Annotated in this window: 18 protein-coding genes; 15 read left to right on the forward strand and 3 right to left on the reverse strand. The window is 60.1% G+C overall.

The window, feature by feature from the left end:
• The first annotated feature begins 20 nt into the window (after positions 1–20).
• The 10 genes from FE240_RS06910 (at position 21) to FE240_RS06955 (ending at position 7,844) form a co-directional block, all read left to right on the forward strand.
• Complete coding sequence (locus FE240_RS06910) at positions 21–2,417, forward strand: fimbria/pilus outer membrane usher protein (protein ID WP_226799040.1); 2,397 nt, start codon at positions 21–23, stop codon at positions 2,415–2,417.
• Between the two features lie 22 nt (positions 2,418–2,439).
• On the forward strand, positions 2,440–3,180 hold the full coding sequence (locus tag FE240_RS06915; RefSeq protein WP_226799042.1) for a fimbrial biogenesis chaperone: 741 nt from the start codon (positions 2,440–2,442) through the stop codon (positions 3,178–3,180).
• Positions 3,181–3,200: 20 nt separating this feature from the next.
• Positions 3,201–3,710 carry a fimbrial protein gene (locus FE240_RS06920; RefSeq protein ID WP_193003917.1) on the forward strand — a complete coding sequence of 170 codons (510 nt, stop codon included), beginning with the start codon at positions 3,201–3,203 and terminating at the stop codon, positions 3,708–3,710.
• Positions 3,711–3,744: 34 nt separating this feature from the next.
• Positions 3,745–4,497 (forward strand): fimbria/pilus periplasmic chaperone, encoded by a 753-nt coding sequence (locus tag FE240_RS06925; protein ID WP_193003918.1) that lies wholly within the window; start codon positions 3,745–3,747, stop codon positions 4,495–4,497.
• A complete protein-coding gene (locus FE240_RS06930) occupies positions 4,490–5,020 on the forward strand; it encodes a fimbrial protein (protein ID WP_193003919.1) in 531 nt (176 codons plus the stop codon). The genes FE240_RS06925 and FE240_RS06930 overlap by 8 nt, the downstream gene beginning before the upstream one ends.
• Positions 5,017–5,529, forward strand: a complete 513-nt coding sequence (locus FE240_RS06935) for a fimbrial protein (protein WP_193003920.1) — start codon at positions 5,017–5,019, stop codon at positions 5,527–5,529. Before FE240_RS06930 ends, FE240_RS06935 begins: the two co-directional genes overlap by 4 nt.
• Before the next feature lie 38 nt (positions 5,530–5,567).
• Positions 5,568–6,059, forward strand: a complete 492-nt coding sequence (locus FE240_RS06940; protein ID WP_226799044.1) for a fimbrial protein — start codon at positions 5,568–5,570, stop codon at positions 6,057–6,059.
• 12 nt (positions 6,060–6,071) lie between these two features.
• Complete coding sequence (locus tag FE240_RS06945; RefSeq protein WP_193003921.1) at positions 6,072–6,893, forward strand: MrpH family fimbial adhesin; 822 nt, start codon at positions 6,072–6,074, stop codon at positions 6,891–6,893.
• A 77-nt stretch (positions 6,894–6,970) separates the two neighbouring features.
• A complete protein-coding gene (locus tag FE240_RS06950) occupies positions 6,971–7,381 on the forward strand; it encodes a hypothetical protein (protein ID WP_193003922.1) in 411 nt (136 codons plus the stop codon).
• Between the two features lie 169 nt (positions 7,382–7,550).
• Positions 7,551–7,844, forward strand: coding sequence for a DUF134 domain-containing protein (locus FE240_RS06955; RefSeq protein ID WP_193003923.1), 294 nt, complete (start codon positions 7,551–7,553; stop codon positions 7,842–7,844).
• Positions 7,845–8,009: 165 nt separating this feature from the next.
• On the opposite strand, the gene FE240_RS06960 is transcribed toward FE240_RS06955, so the two are convergent.
• Entirely contained in the window at positions 8,010–8,876 is an 867-nt protein-coding gene (locus FE240_RS06960; protein ID WP_193004481.1) for a LysR family transcriptional regulator, read from the reverse strand.
• A 126-nt stretch (positions 8,877–9,002) separates the two neighbouring features.
• On the opposite strand from FE240_RS06960, the gene FE240_RS06965 reads away from it, so the two are divergent.
• On the forward strand, positions 9,003–10,436 hold the full coding sequence (locus FE240_RS06965) for a glycoside hydrolase family 1 protein (RefSeq protein ID WP_193003924.1): 1,434 nt from the start codon (positions 9,003–9,005) through the stop codon (positions 10,434–10,436).
• 62 nt (positions 10,437–10,498) lie between these two features.
• Here the strand turns inward: FE240_RS06965 and FE240_RS19045 are convergent, their stop codons facing one another.
• Both FE240_RS19045 and FE240_RS06975 read right to left on the reverse strand, forming a co-directional pair.
• Positions 10,499–11,797: a methyl-accepting chemotaxis protein gene (locus FE240_RS19045; RefSeq protein ID WP_319016752.1), complete on the reverse strand. Its 1,299-nt coding sequence runs from the start codon at positions 11,795–11,797 to the stop codon at positions 10,499–10,501.
• 166 nt (positions 11,798–11,963) lie between these two features.
• Positions 11,964–13,976: a methyl-accepting chemotaxis protein gene (locus FE240_RS06975; RefSeq protein ID WP_193003926.1), complete on the reverse strand. Its 2,013-nt coding sequence runs from the start codon at positions 13,974–13,976 to the stop codon at positions 11,964–11,966.
• A gap of 198 nt (positions 13,977–14,174) precedes the next feature.
• On the opposite strand from FE240_RS06975, the gene hinT reads away from it, so the two are divergent.
• The 4 genes from hinT to lpoB are packed head-to-tail and all read left to right on the forward strand — an operon-like array spanning position 14,175 to position 16,919.
• A complete protein-coding gene (hinT, locus tag FE240_RS06980; protein ID WP_193003927.1) occupies positions 14,175–14,525 on the forward strand; it encodes a purine nucleoside phosphoramidase in 351 nt (116 codons plus the stop codon).
• Positions 14,519–15,913: a COG3014 family protein gene (locus FE240_RS06985; RefSeq protein ID WP_193004482.1), complete on the forward strand. Its 1,395-nt coding sequence runs from the start codon at positions 14,519–14,521 to the stop codon at positions 15,911–15,913. The genes hinT and FE240_RS06985 overlap by 7 nt, the downstream gene beginning before the upstream one ends.
• A complete protein-coding gene (locus FE240_RS06990; RefSeq protein ID WP_226799046.1) occupies positions 15,910–16,323 on the forward strand; it encodes a YcfL family protein in 414 nt (137 codons plus the stop codon). The genes FE240_RS06985 and FE240_RS06990 overlap by 4 nt, the downstream gene beginning before the upstream one ends.
• A complete protein-coding gene (gene lpoB, locus FE240_RS06995) occupies positions 16,323–16,919 on the forward strand; it encodes a penicillin-binding protein activator LpoB (RefSeq protein WP_042048196.1) in 597 nt (198 codons plus the stop codon). The genes FE240_RS06990 and lpoB overlap by 1 nt, the downstream gene beginning before the upstream one ends.
• The last annotated feature ends 22 nt before the right edge of the window (positions 16,920–16,941 follow it).

The raw sequence follows: 16,941 nt of genomic DNA on the forward strand, positions 1-16,941 counted from the left end.
GCTCAGGCATAGCAAAAGCGGTGGAGTTTAATACTGATATTCTGGATTCTGAGGATCGGGAAAATATCGATCTGTCTCAGTTTTCTCAAGCTGGCTACATCATGCCGGGTCATTACTCCCTGACGCTGAAGCTCAATGATCGTTATCTCTCCGAGCAGGAGGTGATTTTTCGCGAACGTGAACAGCAAGGTGAGCCTGAGGTGGTGGTCTGTCTGAGCAAGGATCAGGTTGAGTTGCTGGGACTGCGACCAGAGGCGCTGGCGTTAGTGACGTTTGATGAGGATGCCTCTTGCGGCGATTTCTCATCGCTCGATGGGGTGACCTTACGTGGCGATCTCTCCGAATCCGAGCTCAAGGTATCAATACCCCAAGCGTGGCTTGAATACCGCGATCCCTCCTGGCTGCCCCCCTCCCACTGGGAAGAGGGGGTGTCTGGTCTCTTGCTCGACTATAACCTGAACCTGAGCATGACCGACCAGTACCGCGGTAACACCAACCAAAATGCCACGGTGAGCGGTGTCGCCGGGGCGAACGTTGGCCCGTGGCGGCTGCGGGCCGATTACCAGGGGAACTACGCTCACTCCTCGGGTGAGGCCGGCCGCCAGGATGCCTTCGACTGGACGCGGATTTATGCCTATCGGGCGTTACCCGAACTGATGGCCAAGCTGACGATGGGGGAGGATTACTACTCCTCCAATATCTTCGATGCATGGCGCTACACCGGCGCTGTGCTGGCCAGTGACGAGCAGCAGCTCCCCCCGAGTCTGCGTGGCTACGCCCCCGAAGTGAGCGGGATAGCCAAGACCAATGCCAAGGTGATCATCAGCCAACAGGGGCGGGTGATTTATCAGACCATGGTGGCCGCCGGGCCGTTTCGTATTCAAGAGCTCAATAGCGCCGTTAACGGTCAGTTGGATGTGAGGGTGGAGGAGGAAGATGGTTCGCTGCAAGAGTTCCAGATCAATACGGCGACCGTGCCTTACCTGACTCGCCCAGGTCAGATCCGCTACAAACTGGCGGCCGGCAAGCCGAGTGACTATCAGCACCATCTGAATGGCCCCCTGTTTGCGACGGGGGAGATGTCATGGGGGATCAGCAATGCCTGGTCTCTCTACGGCGGGGGGATCCTGTCGGAGGATTATCACAGTCTGGCCCTGGGGGTCGGTCGCGACTTGAACGCGCTGGGCACCCTCTCAGTCGACGTCACCCAGGCGCAGGCCAACCTGACAGAGCAGGAGAAAAAGAGGGGGCGCTCTTATCGTCTCAGCTATTCGAAGCGCTTCGATGAGATGGACAGTGAGGTGACCTTCGCCGGCTACCGTTTCTCGGAGCGGGACTACCTCTCCATGTCGGATTTCCTCTCGGCCCGGGAAAACGAGGGGGTGTTTAAAAACAGCAAGGAGCTCTACACGGTCACGGCCAGCAAGAGCTTTCCCGAGCAGCGGATCTCGGCCTACATCAACTGGACACACCAGACCTATTGGGACACCAGCGCGAGCAACCAGTACAGCCTCTCGGCGAGCAAATACCTAGATATCGGCAGCTATCACAGCATCTCGGCGACCCTGAGTGCGGCCCAGAGCGAGTACAACGGCCGCAAGGAAAACACCTTCTATCTGACGGCCAGCATGCCGCTGGGGCAGGGAACGCTCAGCTACAACGGCAACTTCAACGGCGGCAGCAATAGCCACAGCGTCAGTTGGTATGAACGGTTGGATGAAGGGGATACCTATCGCCTGACCGCAGGCGAGAGTTCGGATGGCGGTAGGGTATCCAGCCAGTTCAGCGGCTACTACACCCGCAATGGCAGCATGGCCGACGTGACCGCCAGCCTGAGCTGGAGCCAGGAGCAGTATACGTCGGCCGGCCTCTCTTTGAACGGCGGCATGACGATGACGGCCGAGGGGGCCGCCCTGCACCCGTCCGGCAGCAATGGGGGCACCCGCATGATGATCACCACGGAAGGGGTGCCCGATGTGCCGGTCGGGCATAACCAGGTCACCAATGAGCAGGGGGTAGCGGTCGAGCCAGGTTATGCGAGCTATTCCCTCAGTTCGACGAGCATCGACATCAATCGGCTGCCGGACAATATCGAGGTGGAGGGGTCGCCGGTTTCCGAAGTGATCTTGACGGAAGGGGCCATCGGTTATCGCCATTTCGAGATCCTAAAGGGACAGAAGATGCTGGCGACCCTCAGCCGTGAAGATGGGACTCCTCCGCCTTTTGGGGCGAGTGTGCGCAACGAACGCCAGCGTGAGGTGGGCATGGTGGGGGATGCGGGGGTGGCGTGGCTCTCCGGCATCAATCCGGGTGAGACGCTGACACTCGTCTGGGGCAGCAGCGGTCGGTGCCTTACCGAGGTGCCCGATAGCAGTGAGCAGCTTGAGGTGGCGCTGACGTGCCGAGCAGTACAGTAGATCTGTTGTGATGGTGATAACGATGAAAATGAGCGTATTACAGAAGGGCATCCTGGGGATGCTGTTACCGGCCACGTTGCTGTGTGGCGAAAGTGCGATGGCGGCGATCTCGCTCGATCGCACCCGGGTGGTGTTTCCTGGCAACGAGAAGAGCGTGAGCCTCAGTATTGCTAATGTCAGCTCTCAGAAACCCTATCTGGCTCAGGCCTGGTTGGAGGATGCCAAGGGCAACAAGGTCAACTCTCCTCTGGTGGTGACCCCTCCTTTGCAGCGCTTGGAGCCGCTAAAGAAGAGCGTGGTGCGGGTCTCGGTGACCGATGCTATCAGCGGGTTGCCGACCGACCGAGAGAGCCTGTTCTACTTCAGCCTGCGCGAGATCCCGCCGCGCAGTGAACAGCCCAACGTGATGCAGTTGGCGCTGCAGAGCAAGATAAAACTCTTTTATCGTCCGGCCGGCATCATCCCTGAGAAATACTCTCGGTTGGATAACCTGCTGGTGCTGCATCCGGCCGCCAACGGTTACAAGGTGGAAAACCCAAGCCCCTATTACATGACGATCTTGGGGATCACCGGTTCGCCAAAAAGTAGCATTCCCAAGGGGTTTAAGGCCGTGATGATTGAGCCCAAGAGCAGCAAGTTCATCCAGAGCGAGGTCTATCCCGAGCCCTACCTGACCACCATCGATGACTTCGGGGGTAAACCGGTATTGGGTTTCCCGTGTCGTAACGGGGTGTGCCGCGCGGCGCTCCATGATGAGCAATAAGTGAAGCGAGAGACACGATCATGAGGCGGCGGTACATCAAGGTGGCGATGGTGCTGGGGTTGCTCTGTCAAGAGGTCATGTCGGCAGAGGCCGAGCTGGAGATAGGTGGCACCTTGGTGGCCGATCCCTGTGTGCTGACCGTGGATACGGAAGATCAGACCGTGGATTTTGGGGCGATCGCCTCTAAAACCTTTATCAATCATTCACACTCGGTCGGACAGCCCTTCTCAATCCACCTCTCGGAGTGTGACCTCACCTTGGGCAACAGCGTGCAACTGACCTTTCGTGGCGAAGAGGACAGCGATCAGCCCGGCACCTTTGCCATTGGCGGCGAGGTGGCCGGCGTGGCCATCGCCCTGGAAGACAGCGAGGCCCAGCCTGTAGTGCCGGGGGGCGCCTCCTTACCGCTGAGTCTGAATGAGGGCGATACCTTGCTGCGTTATCAGGCTTATTTGCAGGCGCAGGATTTCTCGAAGGTCAAGGAGGGGGAGTTCATCTCCACCCTTATCTTCGAGCTGGAATATGAGTAAGTGGGTGTTATCACATCGTGCGAATGGGGGGGATATGAATAAATGTATGGTGAGTATGCTGCTGGTCTTTGCCGCTTCGACCAACGCCGCACTGACTATCGATCGCTCGCGGCTGATCCTCAATGAGGGTGAGCGCTCAATCAGCGTCAATGTCGAGAACCGCAACCAACATGCCCCCTACCTGGCCCAGGCATGGATGGAAGATATCAATGAGGCAAAATCCAACCACTACATCGCGGTATTACCGCCGTTGCAGCGTGTGGAGGCGGGGGCCAAGACCAAGGTCAGGCTACAGCCACTGCCGAACATCACCGCCTTGCCGCAGGATCGGGAGAGCGTGCTCTTTTTCAACCTGCGGGAGATCCCGCCCAAGAGTGACCAACCCAACGTCTTTAGCCTGGCGTTGCAAAGCCGTATCAAGGTCTTCTACCGGCCCAAGGGGATTGCGGTGGAGAGCAACACTGTCCTGTTACCCGGTGCGCGGGAGATCACGCTCACCCGGCAGGGGGATGGCTATGCGATCCACAATCCGACGCCTTATCACTTCTCGTTTGTCGAAGCGAGAGACGCCGGTAACCGGGCTATCAAGCGCTTCACTCCGGTCATGGTGCCGCCAAAGAGCACGGATAACCTGTCGGTGCTGGCCTCTGAGATGGGGGGCTCCCCCACGCTGGTCTATCTCAACGATTTCGGCAGTCAGCGCGCCTTGCTCTTCTCATGTGACGGGAAAACGTGCCGGGTGAGCGAGGAGCTGGGCAAGGTTAAGGTGGTCATGCTGGATGAATAATGGCCGTTTGACTCGGAGGTTACCCCAGGGCCTCATCACCCTCGCTGCCGCTGGGGTCTTACTGTGGCCCATGGTGGCGCTGGCCGTGCCTGCGGCTGGGGGCAACCTCAATCTGAACGTATCGGGCGTCATCGTCGATACCCCGGATTGCACCGTCAATAGTGGGGAAGAGGTGGATGTCGACTTCGGCGATCGGATCATGATCCGCAAGCTTGATGGGGTGGCCTACCAGAGGCGCGAGATCGTCTATGACCTGCGTTGTAACGGGTTAGCCCAGCCCTATCTGTCGCTCAGCATTCGTGGTGAAACGGCAGCGTTTGGTTCAGGAATATTAAAAACCGATATGCAAGAGCTGGGGATCCAGCTGTTTCATGATGACGCACCACTGCGGGTCGGTGAAACGCTCAATTTTACCTATGGGGATAGCCCACGCTTATATGCCGTGCCGATTGCGGGCAAGCCGGAGCAGCTCTCGGAAGGGAGCTTCAAGGGCAGCGGTACCATGGTGTTTGGATATCAATGAACGAGAAAAACGGCGGCGAGGTTGCAGTGCGGATAAGCGATTGGCTACTCATCGGGGCGCTGTTGGGTGCGATAGCGCCGCTACAGGCAGCCCCCAACGACATCAACTTTCATGGCTCCCTGATTGAGGCCCCACTGTGTGTCATCAACAACAACGAGACCATAGTGGTGGACTTTGGTGATGAAGTGTTGACCACCCGGGTCGATGGCGAACATTACAAGATGGTCGTGCCCATCTCGCTGGATTGTTCTGCGGCGCTCACCGTGAATCAGGAGCTGAGCATCTCAGGCAGCGGCGCGGCCTTTGATGCCAATGCGCTCAACAGCGGAGTGACGGATCTCGGCATCGCCCTCTATGTCGATGGGGCCCGCTATCAGTTGGGGCAGTCGGTGCCCTTTACTTACCCCAAGGCGCCAGAGATAGCGGCCGTGCCTATCAAAAGAGAGGGCAGTACCTTGTCAGGCGGCACCTTTCGGGCGCTGGCCTCTCTGGTTGTCGACTATCACTAGCCGCCGGCTCGTTTCGCGTAATGTCAAAGGAGGTCGCCATGCGACTTGCAATCCTCGCCATCTTGCTGGTGGCCGGTACGGTGGCGGCGGACGAGCCATCCAATCTCGAGTTCAAGGGCACCCTGGTGGAGCCGCCCCCCTGTACCCTCGGCAGTGAAGGGGTGATCAAGGTCGATTTCGGTCCGCGGGTCGGGATCAAGAAGGTCGCCAGTGGCCTCTACCGGCAGAGCGTCGACATCCACCTAGAGTGTGACGAGAACACCCAGCCATGGCAGCTGCTGCTCTCGTGGCGTGGCACGCCGGCGGGGTTTGATCCGCTCAAGGCGACGGTGGCAACCGAGCAGAGTGCACTTGGGGTGCGTCTTGAGCTCAATGGCCAGCCCTTCCCGCTGGAGCAGAAGGTTGAGATAGCGCGCGACACCCCGCCTAAGTTGGAGGCCGTCTTGGTGCATGACATCCAGAGCGTAGAGAGTGCGCTAGAGACAGGGGAGTTCAGCGCCAGGGCCACCCTCAGGGCCGAATATCAATAAGAGATAACGAACATGAGAAAGACGTTATTGCTAGCCATGTTGCTGGCTATCACCCCTGTGGCCAAGGCGCTGGTTTACCAGTGGCCAGTGATCTCGCACATTGAGGTCGATCCCGCTATGTGGGGGGAAACCACCATCTATTTCAAGTCGCACACCTTCAATGCCCCTAGTTGGCCTGACGATATCACCTATAAAGAGGCCCTTACCCAAGTGGGTTATCGCCCTAATCAGATTTCTAGTTCCGCGTATGGGGGAATAATAGGAAATCTTAAAGTGGGTACAACTAACCTGATTAAAAATATAGTTATTGATACATCAAGAAAATTAACAACAGTCTCTCAGCAACTGACGCAGTTGATTGGCGGAAGTTACTCTGCATGGATGCCCTCATATCAGTGTTTTTTTGTCGGTGGCTCGCATTATGAAGGGTGGGGGAGTGCCTGGGGAGGTGATCCATATATCATGTATGGGGATTGTATTAGCCCCCCTCCTGCGGGGCAGTATTGCTCAATGGAAAATACTGACTTGGACTTTAACTTCGGTTATCTCGTCTCTCACCATGTAAATGGAAAGTCCATGACAAAAAATGTGAATATATATTGCACCAGTGAGCTCAATTTTACGATGCGAATGGTCACTGGCGGATCCGTCATTCATACCGATTCGGGCATCAATGCGAATGTCACACTCAATGGTGAATCCATTACGAACAAACCGGTGATTAATGGTGTTAAGGGGGGCAACCAGGTCTCTGTCGGAGTGACGCTGGCCGGCACTCCTACCACGACAGGCGCTTTCTCCGGTAGCGGCACGTTGGTGATCGCTTATTTTTGATATTGATGAGGGGGAATTTTCATTTTCCCTGATGGGATAATGATTACCCATTTTTCTCTGGAATTTTTTCTGGAATTGTGCTCTGGATCTTTCTCTCATTCAGGTTAGCACAGTGTGAAGCCAAGCTCAGTTATCAAGATGAATTTGGGGAAAATGGATTTTCATTCACGACGCAGGTGATCTTTTTTCTGAAACGTGACGGCCGGGCTATGGCTTATTTGTCTGGCTCTCTAAAGGATGGGGCAGACACCAGTGATGTCTATCGTCATGTCTATTTCAACTACAAGCACCAGCGTTCAAACCAATATTATTTTGATATGACAGAGACCAATAAAATGATGCGTGATACGGCGTCCAATGAGCAGGTTGCGAAGATGTATAAGGTACTTGGACTCTATCGCGATATCCCTATCCAGATCGATGAAAAAGAGGAGTACCTGATGTTTGGCTCCAAAGTGTTACCTATGGTGCTCTGCGTCAAGCAATAAGCCGTTGGTGTTGGTGGATAAAAGAGGCGCTCCATGATTGAGGCGCCTCTTTTTATTGATACCGCTTCCTACTGAAGCGAGAAGCGCCGGCCACCACAATCGGGTGGTCGTGACACCCTCAAGCGGGCCTGTTAGGCTGGCCCGGTTTTGATTCTGCTGTGAGGTATGTATGCCAAGACCCAAGATCCCGCGCCATATTTGCGGCCACCCGGCGGTCTCTTGTTTTAAACCCAATGGTAAGCCACTGGTTGAGTGCGAGTCCGTGGTACTGGCTGCCGACGAGTTTGAGGCGCTGCGGCTGGTCGATCTGGAGGGGTTGCAACAGCAGGAGGCGGCGCGCCAGATGGGGGTCTCCCGTCAAACGCTGGCTAATGTGCTTAAAGGGGCGCGTGCCAAGGTGGTGGGGTGCCTGATGCATGGTCGGGCTTTGCGGATGCCTCAGTCACTCGAAGCGATGGATTAGCCCCAGGTGGGTGGACATTTAGACGACAAGGGCAGCCAGAGGCTGCCCTTGTCGTCTGTGGCTTGCTCATGGTGTCGGGTTGAACGTGAAAAGAGGCGATCGCCGGGCTCGCGAGCAAAGACAGGTTGGTGCTGTCACCATGATGGGCCCGGCTGTGGCAGGCGCTCACGCCGGCTCACTCAACTCGGCGATGATCTCACAAAAGGCCTGCACCTGCGGGGTGGCCGGTGGGTTGGGGCAGACCAGGCCAATGAGCCAGCTTGCCTCGGGATCGAGCAGGGGCTGCGTCTTCACCGCCGGGTGATCGACCGTGGTGGAGGAGGGGATGATGGTCCAGGCGATGCCGGCCGCGGCGCTGGCGATGCCGGCAGCGAAGTCACCGACGTATTGCAGCGTTCCTGGACGCAGGCCGCTCTGGGCCAGGTAGTTCATCAGGTGATCGTGAAACGAGGGGGCCTTGTCGCGGCGCAGGATGGCGAGCGGGTAGGCTAGCAATGACTTGATGCCCGCCAGATCGGGGTAGGCTGCCGGCAGCACCGCCACGAAGTGGGCGCGCAGTACCGGCTGGGCATACCAGCCTTTGGGGGCGGGCAGGCGGCAAAAACCGAGATCGAGGCGCCCCTCGGCGAGGGCCAGGATCTGGTGGTGGGTCGAGAGATCGCAGAGCTCCACCTGCACCGCCGGGCGCTCGGCGCGAAAGCGGGCGATGGCGGCGGGCACCAGGATGCGGGTCGCCACGCCAAACCCCACTCGTAGTGTGCCTTGGGCGCCGGCCAGTACGCCTTGGGCGGTATGTGGCAACTGCTCGCAGCGGCGCACTATCTCCTGCGCCTCGCCCAGCAGAGCGTGGCCGAGGGCGGTGAGGCGGGTAGCGCTGGCACTGCGTTCAAACAGGGGGCCGCCGAGCGTCGCTTCAAGGCGTCTTATCTGCTTGCTGAGGGCCGATTGGGTGACGTGCTGGCGCGCCGCCGCTTGGCCAAAGTGCAGCACCTCGGCCAGGGTGGTGAACGCGTTGAGATCGCGCAGCTCCATCATTCCTCCTAGGAATTTTAAAATGCAAAATTTGTCATTAGACGGAATTGTAAGCGCAGGCGATGCTAGGGCCAAGTCCGGTGGCCCCAAGCGGGCGCCCTGTTGCCATTTCATGAGGAGCTGACCATGCACCATGCCCAACTCAAGCCTTTCCCGCAGGCATTCCTGTGGGGCGCCGCTTCTGCCGCTTATCAGGTCGAGGGAGCCTGGAACGTCGACGGCAAGGGGCCGTCGGTGTGGGACACCTTCACCAAGATCCCCGGCACCACCTTTGAGGGGAGCAACGGCGACGTGGCGGTGGATCACTACCACCGCATGGAAGAGGACGTGGCCCTGATGGCCGAGATGGGGCTCAAGGCTTACCGCTTCTCGGTGAGCTGGCCGCGCATCTTCCCGAGCGGGCGCGGCACACCTAACGAGGCGGGGCTTGCCTTCTACGAGCGGCTCATCGACGCCCTGCTGGCACGCGGCATCGAGCCGGTGCTGACGCTCTATCACTGGGACATGCCCCAGGCGCTGCAAGATGAGTACGGTGGCTGGGAAAGCCGGCGCATCATCGATGATTTTGAGCACTACTGTGTGACGCTCTATCAGCGCTTTGCCGGCAAGGTGAAATACTGGGTGTCGCTCAACGAGCAGAACTACAACCTGACCAACGCCTACCAGCTCGGCACCCATCCCCCTGCCGTGCAGGACAGAAAGCGCTTCTTTGCCGCCAACCACATCGCCTTCTTGGCCAACGCTCGGGCCATTAAGGCGTTCCGCCAGCATGTGCCACATGGCCTGATTGGCCCGAGCTTTGCCTATTCACCCGCCTATCCGGCCTCGAGTGCGCCGAGCGACATGCTCGCCTTTGAAAATGCCGAGGAGCTGACCAACTACTGGTGGCTCGATGCCTACTGCCTCGGCCGCTACCCGCTGGCGGCGCTTAACTGGCTGCGCGAGCAGGGCGAGGCGCCGGAGATCCTGCCGGGCGATATGGCGCTGCTGGCCGAGGGCAAGCCCGATTACATCGGCGTTAACTACTACTACACCCTGACCTTCACCGATAACCCGCTGGGTGGGCAGGGTCTGGCGCGCATCAACACCACCGGCAAGAAGGGCACCACCCCCTCGAGCGGTATTCCTGGCCTTTATAAAACCGTTCCCAACCCGCATCTGGAGACCAGCAACTGGGACTGGGCCATCGACTCGACTGGTATGCGCATCGCCCTGCGTCGGCTCGCCTCGCGCTACGCCCTGCCGCTGATGATCACCGAAAACGGCCTGGGGGAGTTTGATCAACTGGGGGAAGGCGATCAGGTGCACGATGACTACCGCATCGCCTATCTCAAGAGTCACCTGCACGCCTGCCAGCAGGCGATGCAGGACGGGGTCGAGCTGCTCGGATACTGCGCCTGGTCGTTTACCGATATCCTGAGCTGGCTCAACGGCTACCAGAAGCGCTACGGCTTTGTCTATGTGGACAGGGACGAGCAGGGGGGCTCTTTGCGCCGCATTCGCAAGGAGAGCTTCTTTTGGTATCAGCAGGTGATCAAGGCGGGGCATCTGCTGGACTGACAGAGCGGGAGATGAAGAGGGGGGCTTTAAGCCCCCCTTTTGTTATTGCTTGTTATTGCGGGTCACAAAGAGAGGCTCTGCACCGTTTCCGAGACGTCGCTTGCGTCTTGTATGATCTCCTCGATCACCGCCGAGATGGTGTTGATCTGCTGCTTGCCGGACTCGGTGTGATCCGACACGGTGGCAACGGTGCGGGTGATCTGGCTGGCGATGGCAGAGTTTTTCTTGATGACCCCGGTGATCTCCTCGGTGGAGGAGGAGGTGCGGGCCGCTAGCTGGCGCACCTCGTCGGCCACCACGGCAAAGCCGCGTCCCTGCTCGCCGGCGCGGGCCGCCTCAATGGCGGCGTTGAGGGCCAACAGGTTGGTCTGATCGGCGATGCTGCTGATGGTGGAGATGATCGCCTCTATGTTGCTCGACTGGGCGTTGAGCTGGTCTATTTGATGAGAGACGCTCTGTACCGAGTCGTTGATCTCCCCCGAGGTGGTCAAGAAGGCATCGATCAGCTTTCGGCCCCGGTTGGCCGAGGTGACCGTCTCGGTGGCGATATGGCACGCCTTCTGCGCCGCTTCGCGGATGGTGAGGCTCTTTTCGACCCGCTCCGTGATGTTGCTGGCCAACTTGATGATCTTCACCACCTTGCCCTCGTGGTTGAAGATGGGGTTGTAGGTGGCCTCCAGCCAGATCTTGCGGCCGAACTTATCGATACGCATGAACAGGCCGCTCTTGAGTTTGCCTGAGCCCAGATCCTGCCAGAAGGTGGGGTTTTGCTGGTAGAAGGCGGGCTCGCAGAAGAGGCGGTGGTGCTGCCCCTGGATCTCGGCCAGGGAGTAGCCAAAGCAGTGCAGGAAGTTATCGTTGGCATGGGTGATTTCACCGTCGGGCAGAAAATCGATCACCGCCAGGGAGCGATCCAACGCATCGAGCAGGGCCTGGGTGCGATCTATTTTGGTCTGCTCGGCGGTGACGTCGGAGGCGATCTTGGCGATCGCCGTTACCTGCCCCTCCTGCATGATGGGGAAGTAGGTGGCCTCGAGCCAGATGGCCTGGCCCTGCTTACTGCGGCGGATGTAACGCCCGCTGCGAAACAGCCCGCCGCGCAGATCGCGCCAGAAGGCTTCGTACTCCGGCAGTTGGACATCTTGAGGGAAGCAGAGCATGCGGTGGTGCTGGCCCAGTACCTCGTCACGGCTGTAGCCGGTGACGCTGAGAAACAGCTCGTTGGCGAAGGTGACGATCCCCTCCGGGGTGAACTGGATATAGGGCACCTTGTGCTCGATGGCGGATTGGAAACTGGAGAGTTGTTGGAGGGCGGCGCGCAGGTGGGCGTTTTCTTCAAGCAGCTTCTTCTTTCCGAACATAGTGGTCATCCCTGTGAGAGGTTCGTGGCAGGCACTCTGTGCGAGATCCTTTCATGACGGAGCTGGTGTTGATAAAACGCACAGAATCAAGACTATAGATGGTGGCAAAACGCCGTCAAGGCGAGGCCATGAAAACAGAGCCCCGCAGGGGCGGGGCTCGAAGGGGTCAGGCGGTGAGGCGGAATCGTTGCACCAGCGTCTGCTGCTGCTCGGCCAGGTGGTCGAGCTGCTGGCTGGTGTTGGCAACCTGCTCGATGCCCTGATAGTTGCGATCCGAGATATCGGAGATGCGATGCAAGTTGGTGGCAATGTCGGCACTGGTGGCCTGCTGCTGCTCGGCGGCAGCGGCGATCTGGCTCGACATGTCGTTGATCTGGGTGACGATGCCTTGGATCTCCTCCATGGCGCCATTGGCATCCGAGCTCTGCTGTACGCTCGCCTCCATCTCGCTCGAGCACTCATCCATCACCTTGACCGCACGGGAGACCGCCTGTTGCAGGTCGGCGATCATGGTGTGGATCTCGCTGGTGGAGTCGCTGGTGCGTGAGGCCAGCCCGCGCACCTCGTCGGCCACCACCGCAAAACCGCGTCCCTGATCCCCGGCCCGCGCCGCCTCGATGGCGGCATTGAGGGCCAGCAGGTTGGTCTGCTCGGCGATGCCGCGGATGACCTCGAGGATGTTGCCAATCTTGTTGCTCATGACGCTGACATCCTGGATCACCTGAGCAGTGTGGTGCAGCTTGTCAGCCAGTTGGTGGGTGGTAGAGATGTTGCCTGCCATCACCTCGCGCCCGATCCGGGCGGCTTGTTCGACCTCTTGCACCTGCTCCAGGCTCAGGTGAGCGGCCTGGGCCACCTCGCGCACCGAAGCCTCCATCTCGGTCATGGCGGCGGCCACCGAGGCGGTTTCGGCGCGCTGAAGTTCCAGCTCGCCACGTACCTTCTCGGCGGTGTAGCGGTTGCCGTGCGCCGCCTTGGTCAACTGGTTTGAGGCAAGGGAGAGCTGCTCGAGCACCTCGGCCATCTGGGTGATCAGCAGGTTCACTTGGCGCGCCAGTTGGCCAAACTCGTTCTGGCTGCGAAATGCTACCCGCTCAGTCATGTCGCCCTGGGTGACGGCGCCGAGGACGCGCAGCAGCTCTTGCAGCGGACGGCGGATCGCCTTGCCAAGGCCCCATGCCACCAGCAGTGAGAGGGCGATGGCGACGGCGATGGCCAGCCCTTGCAGCAGTCGGCTTTGTACCAGCACCCCATCGGCGGCGGCGATGCTGCCGGCCATGATCTGCTCGCTTTGGGCGTTGACCTGCGCCAAAGTGGCCTGGATGTTGCCCACCAGCTCACCGGCTTCGCGGCGTTTTTGCTGCATCGTCGACTGCTCGCGCATCAAGGCCAGGTATTGCATTAACACGCCACTCGTGCCGGTGGTGTCACGCACGAAGGCACGCACATGGTGGCCGACGTCGTTGTCGAAGTTGGGCAGCTCCCCTTGAAGATCCTTGACCGTGCCGTTGAAGCCGTCGATCTGCATCGCATTGCGTCGAAGGGCGGCCTCAATGGGGGCGGCGGTGGTCTGGTTGAGGGCATCCATGGTTGAGAGCTCGATGGTGGCGAGCTGGGTGGTGAGCTTCTCGGCCAGCATCTTAATGAAGCTGTCGTCAACCATCAGCATCATGTCGGCCAGGTTCTTCTTGAACTGGGGGAGGGTGACCTGGAACTGTCCCTTGGCACGGTTCACCTTAGCCAGCCGCTCGAGCACACTGCGGTGAGCGTCGGGCAGGCTGGCGGTGAGGGCCTGGTAGGCGGTGAGCTGCTCTTTGAGCTGGGTCAGTGGTGCGGCCAGTTGTGCGTGGGCGGCGGCGGCTTGATCCAGCGTGCTGAGGGCGGCCGTGACGGCGTCCAGCCCTTGACGCAGGTGGGTGATTTCGCCGTCGAGTTGTTTGACATCCTGCTCGGTTAAGGCATCAGCCAGCCACTTGTTGGCCGAGAGCAGGGCGACTTGCGTCTGGCTGCTGGCCAATACCAGAGGCATGGATTGCTCCGTCACCTGGGTGAGCGCCTGCTTGAGCTGGTTTTGACTGCTGAAGGTGAGCGCCGAGGAGGCGAGCATCACGAGTACCAGGATGGCAAATCCAAGGTAGACCCGCTGCAGTATAGAGAGGTTGGCTATTGTCTGTTTCATTATTGTCCCGCTGTATCGCTAGTCCCTGACTGGTGGTCGTCCGGGGTATCGGCTGTTTTAACCATAAATGAAGCCAAGATGACAATTCGTGTCGCAGAAAGCGGGAGCGCGTCACACTTGTGGTCAGGGGTGGCGTCACAAGGCACTTTCCTTTACCCTGCAAGCTCTGCCAACCCACTGTTAGCAAGGAGTTCACGCATGGCTGAGGAAACCATTTTCAGCAAGATCATCCGCAAAGAGATCCCTACCCAGATCCTCTATCAGGACGAGCTGGTCACCGCCTTTCGTGACATCAATCCCAAGGCGCCGACCCATATCCTGATCGTGCCTAACACCCTGATCCCGACCGTCAATGATGTGGAGCCGGAGCACGAGCTGGCCCTGGGCCGTCTGTTCACCGTGGCGCGCAAGCTGGCCGCTGACGCCGGCATCGCCGAGGACGGTTATCGCCTCATCATGAACTGCAATCGCCACGGCGGGCAGGAGGTCTACCACATCCACATGCACCTGGTGGGCGGTAAGTCCCTCGGCCCGCTCCTTTGCTGCTAACGGTTCGTCGCAGGCCTGCCGGCCTGCTCCCCCTTCTGTTGACGCTCCTGCTGGGCGGCTGTGCCAGCTGGCAGGACTATTTCGTGACCTACTCGGATCAGAGTGCGAGCCTTCGCAACCAACTGCGACTCGGTCAGGCGGCCGAGGCGCGCAAGGCGGTACGTGAATCGACACCGGGTGATGGCAGTTATGTGCTCGACCGGCTGGAGGAGGGGCGCATCGCCCTGCTGGCCGGCGATGTCGCTGGCAGCCGCCGGGCACTACAGGCGGCCGACATGGCGGTGCGTGCCGATGACGAGCGGGCTCGCATCCGGGTGCGTGACGGGCTGGAGCAGGCCGGCAGCCTGCTCTCCAACGACCAGACCATGACTTACGCCATCGCCGATTTTGAGCGCACCCTGCTGCACCACTATCTGGCCATCGACTACCTGCTGGCCGGGGAGCGTGAAGGGGCCCTGGTCGAGTTGCGTTTGGCCAACCAGGCCCAGGAGGCGGCGCTAGCCCGGCGGCGCGCCGCCGTGGCCGATGAGCGCGAGCGGCAAGTCGGCCAGCAGTTGGCGCAGCGCGCTCCCGCCCTCGATCGCCTGCAAGGGGGGGTCAAGCACGGTTTTCTCAACCCCTACACCTTTTACTTCTCAGCCCTGCTCTATGAAGCGGACGGCTCGCTCAACGACGCCTGGGTCGATCTCAACCGGGCCATCGAGCTCGCCCCCGACAATCGGGCGGTGCAAGATGCCCTGCTGCGGCTGGCCCGGCGGCGCGGTGCGCCGGAGGAGATCGCGGCCCTCGAGCGGCGCTTCGGGCGCAAAGCGCCGGCCATCGCTCCCAAGGTTGGAAACGTGGTGGTGCTCTATGAGGAGGGGATCATCGCGGCGCGGCGCGAACTTTGGCTGCCGCTCCCGCTGTCGACCTCGGCCGGCGATTTTCGTACCTTTACCGTGGCGCTGCCCTATTACGACAACCGCGCCGAGCCGAGCGTGCCGCTCGCCATCTCGGCGGGCAAGGCTCAAGGCCGCGCCGAGCCACTGGCCAATCTGGAGGCGCTCGCCGCCTACGATCTGCAAGAGAAGCTGCCCGGCATGGCCACGCGCCAGTTGCTGCGACTGGTGACCAAGGAGCAGCTACGCCGGGTGGCGGCCGACAAGGGCAACGACGTTGGCAATCTGGTGGTGGGGCTGTTTAACACCCTCTCCGAGCATGCTGACACCCGCAGCTGGAGCACCTTGCCGGCACGGGCCGCCGCTTGGTCGGCGGAGGTGCCGGCTGGTCGGATTGAGCTGCTGCTCAACGGGCGCGGTGAGTCGGTCGAGGTGCGACCCGGTCGCACCACCTTGGTGTGGGTGACCCGAGTCTCCCCCCATCTGCAAATCAGGAGTGTTCCCCTATGAAACAACGTGTAACCCGCGGCGCCTGCATGGCGGGAATGCTGCTCACCGCCCTGCTGATGGCCGGGTGCAGCACCGATACCAGCGGTGTCTGGATGACCGGCTACAGCGGTCAGGCTGCCCAGGTGCAGGAGGGGCTCGACGTGCGCCTCACCGAGCGCACCAGAACCCGCGAAAACGGGGTGCTCAAGGCCAGCGTCGAGATTGGCAATCTCCAGCGTGGCGATCGCACCTTGCAGTACCAATTCACCTGGTTCGATGGTCAGGGGCAGGAGGTGGCCGTCGATGCCCGTCCTTGGCAGCCGCTGGCGCTGCACGGCCATCAGACCCGCACCCTGACGGCCACGGCTCCCCAGGCTGAGGTGGTCAGCTATCGCCTCTACGTTCGTGAAGTGTTGAAGGAATCCTACTGATGAAAATGCGTTCTCTGCTGCCCCTGACCCTGGGCGCCCTGCTGCTCGGCGGTTGCTCGAGCACCACCGTCTCTTACGGCGATCCGACCGCGACCGAGACCGTCACCGCCGATTACGGCTCCACCGATCTGCAAGGCATCGCCACCAAGATGGTCGACTCCATGCTGAGCTCGCCGGCCACCCGCGACATCACCGCGGCCGGTCGCCCTGTCATGTTCATGGACGCTATCCGCAACAAGACCTCGGAGCACATCGACACCGAGGCGGTCACCGACACCATCCGCACCAAGCTGCTCGCCTCCGGCCAGTTCCGCTTTGTCGACATGAGCAAGGTGGCGGCGGTCAAGCAGCAACTGGAGTACCAGCAGAGCAGCGGCTTGGTCGATCCGGCCTCCATGGTGCGCCTTGGCAAGCAGACCGGTGCTCGCTACATGATGTACGGCAACCTTTCGAGCATCGTCAAAGACAATGGCAAGGTGAAGGATGTCTTCTACCAGATGACCATGAACCTGATGGATCTGCAAAGCGGTGAGCTGGTGTGGGCCGATCAGAAGGAGATCCGCAAGCAGGCCCGCAAGTCCACCTTCGGCTGGTAAGTTGCGCCCGGCGCTGCCGCCC

This window comes from Aeromonas simiae (assembly GCF_014892695.1).
Classification (GTDB): Bacteria; Pseudomonadota; Gammaproteobacteria; order Enterobacterales; family Aeromonadaceae; genus Aeromonas; species Aeromonas simiae.